General features: G+C 67.7%; 4 protein-coding genes. All 4 read left to right on the plus strand.

Translation table 11 applies throughout. The features are described 5' to 3' along the window. Positions 1-35 precede the first annotated feature (35 nt). The 4 genes from LH400_RS11860 (at position 36) to LH400_RS11875 (ending at position 7,023) form a co-directional block, all read left to right on the plus strand. Positions 36-1,817, plus strand: coding sequence for a B12-binding domain-containing radical SAM protein (locus tag LH400_RS11860; RefSeq protein WP_229152900.1), 1,782 nt, complete (start codon positions 36-38; stop codon positions 1,815-1,817). A gap of 103 nt (positions 1,818-1,920) precedes the next feature. After that, the gene (locus LH400_RS11865; RefSeq protein WP_229152901.1) at positions 1,921-3,771 is read left to right on the plus strand and encodes an ABC-F family ATP-binding cassette domain-containing protein; all 1,851 of its coding nucleotides are present in this window, start codon (positions 1,921-1,923) and stop codon (positions 3,769-3,771) included. A 346-nt stretch (positions 3,772-4,117) separates the two neighbouring features. Then, complete coding sequence (locus LH400_RS11870; protein WP_229152902.1) at positions 4,118-5,338, plus strand: D-alanyl-D-alanine carboxypeptidase family protein; 1,221 nt, start codon at positions 4,118-4,120, stop codon at positions 5,336-5,338. Between the two features lie 323 nt (positions 5,339-5,661). Next, positions 5,662-7,023: a DEAD/DEAH box helicase gene (locus LH400_RS11875; protein ID WP_229152904.1), complete on the plus strand. Its 1,362-nt coding sequence runs from the start codon at positions 5,662-5,664 to the stop codon at positions 7,021-7,023. Positions 7,024-7,062 lie beyond the last annotated feature (39 nt).

A 7,062-nucleotide genomic window follows, 5' to 3' on the forward strand; every position in this document is an offset into this window, starting at 1 on the left:
GCTCGTCGGCGGCAACACCCACGCGAGAGTTTCGCTTGTCCCAAGCTGCCCCTGACGCATCCCGCCGCTTCCAGCTCATCCTGATCAAGCCGTCGCATTATGACGACGACGGCTATGTCATCCGCTGGTGGCGGGCGATGATCCCGTCGAACTCGCTCGCCGCCCTCTACGGTATCGCCGCCGACTGCGCCGAGCGGCAGGTACTGGGCGAGGACGTCGCCATCGACATCACCGTGATCGACGAAACGAACACGCGCGTGGACGTCGCGGCCCTGCTGGCCCAGCTCGACCGCCATGGCGGCCTCGGCCTCGTCGCCCTGGTCGGCGTTCAGTCGAACCAGTATCCCCGCGCGCTCGACATCGCCCGGCCGTTCCGCGAGGCCGGTCATCCCGTCGCGATCGGCGGCTTCCACGTCTCGGGCTGTCTGTCGATGCTGGACGGGCAGGCCGTCGAGCTGGACGCCTGCCGCAAGATGGGCATCGCCATGTTCGCCGGCGAAGCGGAAGGCCGACTCGACCGCGTTCTCACCGACGCCGTCGCCGGCACGCTGCAGCCCGTCTACAACTTCATGTCCGACCTGCCCGGGATCGAGGGGACGCCGGTGCCGTTCCTTCCCAAGACAAGCGTCGAGAAGACCCTCGGCCTCTCCGCGAGCTTCGACGCCGGCCGGGGCTGCCCCTATCAGTGCTCCTTCTGCACCATCATCAACGTCCAGGGCCGCAAGTCGCGCTTCCGCTCGGCCGACGACGTCGAGAAGCTGGTGCGCGAGAACTGGGCGCAGGGCATCCACAAATTCTTCATCACCGACGACAATTTCGCCCGCAACAAGGAGTGGGAGGCGATCTACGACCGGCTGATCTGGCTGAAGGAGGAGGTCGGCATCCCACTCGGCCTGATGATCCAGGTCGACACGCTCTGCCACAAGATCCCGAACTTCGTGGAAAAATCCAAGCGCGCCGGCGTCACCCGCGTCTTCATCGGTCTTGAAAACGTCAATCCGGACAATCTGGCCGCCGCCAAGAAGCGCCAGAACAAGATCACCGAATACCGCAAGATGCTGCTCGCTTGGAAGGCGCAAGGGATCATCACGCTCGCCGGCTACATCCTCGGCTTTCCCGCCGACACGCCGGAGACGATCCGCCGCGACATCAGGATCATCCAGGAGGAGCTGCCGCTCGACGTGATCGAGTTCTTCGTGCTGACGCCGCTGCCGGGTTCGGAGGACCATCAGACGCTGTTTCGCGCCGGCGCGGCGATGGATCCCGACCTCAACATCTACGATGTCGAGCATGTCTGCGCGTCCCACGCCAAGATGACCAAGCCGGAATGGGAGGCGATCTACCGCGAGGCCTGGTCGCTCTACTACACCCCGCAGCACATGAAGACGCTGATCCGCCGGGCGGTCGCGACCGGCGTGCCGATCGCGAGCCTCGTCAAGGTGCTGGTCGCCTTCGCCACCACGGTGCGGCTCGAACACGTCCATCCGCTGCAGGGCGGTGTCCTCAGGCTGAAGCACCCAGACGAACGCCGGCCGGGCCTTCCCCGTGAGAACCCGCTCCTCTTCTGGCCGCGCTTCGCCCTGGAGACGGTGGCCAAGCACCTCTCGCTCGGCCGCGCGATCGCCGGCCTGACGATCGCGGCGTTTCGCATCACCCGCGATCCCGCCTCGAAGGACTACATGGACCAGGCGCTGACGCCGGTCGGCGCCGACGGCGACGAGAGCCTCGACCTCTTCACCAAGACCGGCGGCGGCCAAGCGACGGTGACCCACACAAAGAAAGTCGCGGCCCTGACGGCGGCGGGCCGGGCAGCCTGATCCGGCTCGGGGAGGAAGACGCGGCCGGCCGGTTCATCCTCGGCCGAAGCCCGCAAGCACCCGCCCACTTTCCCCCCACCCGCATCCCCGCTAGAAGGCGGCCATGGCACCCCCTCCCCTTCTCCGTCTCGACGGCGTGCGCCTGACCTTCGGCGGCACGCCCCTTCTCACCAGTGTCGAGCTCAACGTCCTGCCGGGCGACCGCATCGCGCTGGTCGGGCGCAACGGCTCCGGCAAGTCGACGCTCCTGAAGATCGCCGCCGGCCAGGTCGAGCCCGACGGCGGCGAGGTCTTCCTCAAGCCGGGCACCACGCTGCGCTACCTCCCGCAGGAGCCGGACTTCGGCGACTTTGCGACGGTCGGCGACTATGTCGCCTCCGGCCTCGGTCCGGCCGACGATCCCTACCGGGTGACGATGTGTCTCGAAGCGCTCGGCCTCACCGAGGACATGGTCCCTTCGAACCTGTCCGGGGGCGAGGCACGGCGCGCCGCGCTCGCCCGCACGCTGGCGCCCGAGCCCGACATCGTTCTCCTCGACGAGCCGACGAACCATCTGGATCTTCCGACCATCGAATGGCTCGAAGGCGAAATCCGCTCGATGAAGAGCGCCATGGTGGTGATCAGCCACGACCGGCGGTTCCTCGAGACGGTGACGCGGGCGACCGTCTGGCTCGACCGCGGCACAGCGCGGCGGATCGACGAAGGATTTGCGAGCTTCGAGGCCTGGCGCGACAAGACGCTGGAAGAGGAGGAGCGCGACCTCCAGAAGCTCGACCGCAAGATCGTGCGCGAGGAGCACTGGCTGCGCTACGGCGTCACCGCGCGGCGCACCCGCAACATGCGCCGGCTCGGCGAACTGCACTCCATGCGCCAGCAGCGCCGCGACGCGCGCCGGGCGGTTGGCCAGGCGGTGATGCAGGCCGGCGAGACGCGCGAGAGCGGCAAGCTGGTGATCGAGGCCGAGGGCGTCTCCAAGGCCTATGACGGGCGCGTCCTCGTCGACGACTTCTCGACCCGCATCGGCCGGGGCGACCGGGTCGGCTTCGTCGGGCCGAACGGCGCCGGCAAGACGACCCTCCTGAAGATCCTGATCGGGGAACTCAAGCCCGACAGCGGCCGGGTCCGGCTCGGCACCAATCTCGACCGCGCCTTCCTCGACCAGAAGCGCGCGGCGCTGAAGGACGACGTGGGCGTCGCCGAGGCGCTGACCGACGGGCGCGGCGACCAGGTGATGGTGAATGGCGAGGCGCGCCACGTCATCGGCTACCTCAAGGATTTCCTGTTCTCGCCCGAACAGATCCGCACGCCGGTCGGCAATCTCTCCGGCGGCGAGCGGGCGCGGCTCTTGCTGGCGAAGACGCTGGCAACGCCGGCCAATCTCCTCGTCCTCGACGAGCCCACCAACGATCTCGACATGGAGACGCTGGACCTTCTGCAGGAGTTGATCGCCAACTACCCCGGCACCGTGCTCCTCGTCAGCCACGACCGCGACTTCCTCGATCGCACGGTGACGAGCGTCATCTCGCCGGACGGAAACGGGCGCTGGCTCGAATATGCCGGCGGCTACACCGACATGCTGACGCAGAAGCGCGAGGCGGCCGCTGCGAAGCCGGGGCGCGAGGCGGCATCCTCCTCCGGCAAGGGCGCGGGCTCGGGCGGGGGCTCGAAGGGACAGGCGAGCGGCAATGCCGGGTCGCAGGGCGGCAAGCCCGGCTCGGCCAAGCTCTCCTACAAGCAGAAATTCGCGCTTGAGACGCTGCCGAAGACGATCGCCGATCTCGAAAGGGTGATCGCCAAGGCGGAGAGCGAAATGGCCGACCCGTCGCTCTTCTCCAAGGACCCCAAGCGCTTCCAGTCGCTTGCCGCCAAGCTCGACCAGGACCGCGCCGCGCTGGCGAAAGCCGAGGACGAGTGGCTGGAACTGGAAATGCTCAAGGCCGAGATCGAAGGCTGAGGCCGCAGTACGGGTTGGACGGCGGGACGCATGAGGTTCGGCTACCGGTCCGGCAGCGGAAGCGCCGCGGGGGGTGGATGGAACGCGAACCGGCACGTCCGGAATCTGCCGGAGGACGGCGCGCGGGCGGCTGAATGACGGCTGGCCTTCCGCCTTCTGACGGTCCAGCGCCCATTGGGATCCGGGCAGCCTTTCCGTCCGTGGCGACTTTGCGAGATCCTGCTCGGCGCGGGGCCGGCATGATCCGAGCAGCCCGACCAACGATCCGTGAAGTCCTTGATTGGCCCCGGCGCAGTCTCTAACCATGCGGCTCAGAATGAGAATTGGCGGATGAAGGATTGACGCGATGGCGAAGGGTGCGATCGCATCACCGGCCCGGCCGGGCCGCGACGGGTTCGTCCCGAAGCTTCGGGAGTGGCTGTTGTTCGCAGCGGCGGTCCTCGGCCTGCTCCTCCTCCCGCTCGGCTCGGCCCAGGCCTTCGAGACCACCGCGCCGACGGCGATCCTGGTCGATTCTGCGACCGGCCGCGTGCTCTACGAGAAGAACGCCGACGAAGAAGTGCCGCCCGCGAGCCTCGCCAAGCTGATGACCGTCGCCGTCATCTTCGACGCGCTGAAGAAGGGCACGGTGACACGGGATCAGACGTTCGAGGTCTCCGAATATGCCTGGAGGACCGGCGGCGCGCCGTCCGGCAGTTCGACCATGTTCCTCAAGCCGCGTACCCAGGTGAGCCTCGACGATCTGATCAAGGGCATCATCATCCAGTCCGGCAACGACGCCACCATCGTCGCGGCCGAAGGGATCGCCGGCAGCGTCGAGGCCTTCGTCGCCGACATGAATGCCGAGGCGAAGAAGATCGGCCTCACCCATTCGCATTTCACCAATCCGAGCGGCCTGCCCGACCCGGACCTGCATGTGACGATGCGCGATCTCGTCCGCCTCGCCGGCTATCTGATCAACACCTTTCCCGAGGAATATCACCTCTTCAGCGAGGAGAGCTTCAAGTATAACGGGATCAACCAGCGCAACCGCAATCCGCTCCTTTCGCTCGGCGCCGATGGCCTTAAGACCGGCCATACAAGCGAGGCCGGCTACGGCCTCGTCGCCTCCGCCAAGAATGACGGCCGCCGGGTCGTCTTCGCCATGTCCGGCATGAAGTCGCCCGAGGAGCGCGCCCGCGAGGCGAAGCGCCTGATGGACTACGGCCTGCAGGATTTCGAGGAGGTGACCCTGATCGAGGCGGGCAAGCCGGTCGGCGAGGTGCGGGTCCGGGACGGCACGCAGAGAAAGGTCGCTCTCGTCGCCGACAGCCCCTTGCGGCTCCTGGTGCCGCGCGGCAGCCTCGGCGACGTCGATCGCACCATCGTCGACAATGGTCCGCTGGAAGCGCCGGTGCGGGCCGGCCAGCGCGTCGGCTGGGCGCGCTTTGCCAAGGGGGACGAGACCGTGCGGCAGGTCCCGCTCTATGCCGCCGAAGCCGTTCCGCGCGAAAACCTCATCTTTCGGATCGGACGCACCGTCGCCGGCCATCTGACCTGGCATGCGCGCGAGGCGAAGGCCGACTGAGCCGGCCCGGCCGCCGGTCGCATGTTCAGCCGTGACTTCTGCCCCCTCGCCCGGCCGAAATCGCGCGGCGGGTCGCCCCATCGTCCGATTTGCCTTGACGCGGCGCAGCGAAAGGCCGATATGCGCTGCATCACGCCGTGATCGCGCAGCGCCCGCTTGTTTCCTTCGAGCCCTATCGCTTGAGGACGTTTGCCAGCGTCATCGGATCGTCCGGGCAGCTTTCAGCCGCCTCGAAGACCGACACGGCCCGTCGAAACGTCCGCCAGCGCGAAGACGATCGACAAGACCCGCGGGCGGCTGCCCGCCCTTCCGTAAGGCATCCATTGACTATTCAGGATTTCAAGGCGTTCGGCCTCGCCGACACGCTTCTCACGGCGCTTGCGCGCCTCGACATCACCCAGCCGACGCCGATCCAGTCGCAGGCCATTCCGGCCGTTCTCGACGGGCGTGACGTGCTCGGCATCGCCCAGACCGGCACCGGCAAGACCGCAGCCTTCTCGCTGCCCGTGATCGACGCCCTCCTCAATTCCGGCGGCCGGGCGGCTCCCAAGTCCGCCAGGGTCCTGATCCTGACCCCGACCCGCGAGCTCGCCTCGCAGATCGCCGACAGCGTCAAGTCCTACACCGTCGGCACCAAGCTCACCCATACCGTCGTCTTCGGCGGCGTCTCGATTCGCCCGCAGATCACGACGCTCGCCCGTGGCATCGACATCGTCATCGCCACGCCCGGCCGGCTGCTCGACCTCATCAATCAGCGCGCCGTATCGCTCTCGTCCGTTCGCCATGTCGTCCTCGATGAGGCCGACCGCATGCTGGACATGGGCTTCGTGCGCGATGTCATGAAGATCGTCGGCTATCTGCCGAAGGAGCGCCAGTCGCTCCTGTTCTCGGCAACCATGCCGAAGTCCATCGAGGATCTCGCCGCCAAGATCCTGACGAAGCCCGTGCGCGTCGAGGTCACGCCGGAAGTCGTCACCGTCGAGAAGATCGCCCAGAGCGTCTATATGGTCCCGCAGAAGGCCAAGAAGCACTGGCTGATCGACCATCTGGCGAAGCCGGAGTATTCCAAGGTCGTGATCTTCACCCGCACCAAGCACGGCGCCAACCGGCTGAGCGAAGATCTGGCCAAGGCCGGCATCGAAAGCCTCGCGATCCACGGCAACAAGAGCCAGGCCGCCCGGCAGAAGGCGCTCGCGTCCTTCCACAAGGGCGCGGTCAAGGTGCTCGTCGCCACCGACATCGTCGCCCGCGGGATCCATGTCGACGACATCAGCCATGTCGTCAATTTCGAGCTTCCCGAGGAGCCGGAGAGCTACGTCCACCGCATCGGCCGCACGGCCCGGGCCGGACGCTCCGGCATCGCCGTCTCGCTGATCGATCCGTCCGAGCGCTCCAAGCTCAAGACGATCGAACGGCTGACGCGCCAGACCTTCGACATCGAGAAGACCGACTACGTCTCCACCGGCGACATCGAAGCCGCCGATCGGCAGGCGCCCCGCGGCGCTCGGCCCAATCGCGGCGGCGGCCGGCCTTCGGCCCGCAAGCCGGGCTCCGGCGTGCAGGGGCAGCGGCGCCCGGGCGGCAATGCCGGCGAAGGCCAGGCGCACGCCGGCAAGCCGGACGGCCAGGCCCGTGGCCGCCGTCGGCGCAGCGGCGCCGGGAAGCCGCGCTTCGCCGCGGTCTGATCGGCCTCAACCCACGAACTTCAGAAGCGGCCGGCGGCG

The organism is Jiella soli (assembly GCF_020615385.1).
Classification (GTDB): domain Bacteria; phylum Pseudomonadota; class Alphaproteobacteria; order Rhizobiales; family Rhizobiaceae; genus VKMB-3413.

Coding starts and splice junctions, on each gene's coding strand:
- LH400_RS11865 (WP_229152901.1), top strand. CDS start 1,921: ATGGCACCCCCTCCCCTTCTCCGTCTCGACGGCGTGCGCCTGACCTTC.
- LH400_RS11870 (WP_229152902.1), top strand. CDS start 4,118: ATGGCGAAGGGTGCGATCGCATCACCGGCCCGGCCGGGCCGCGACGGG.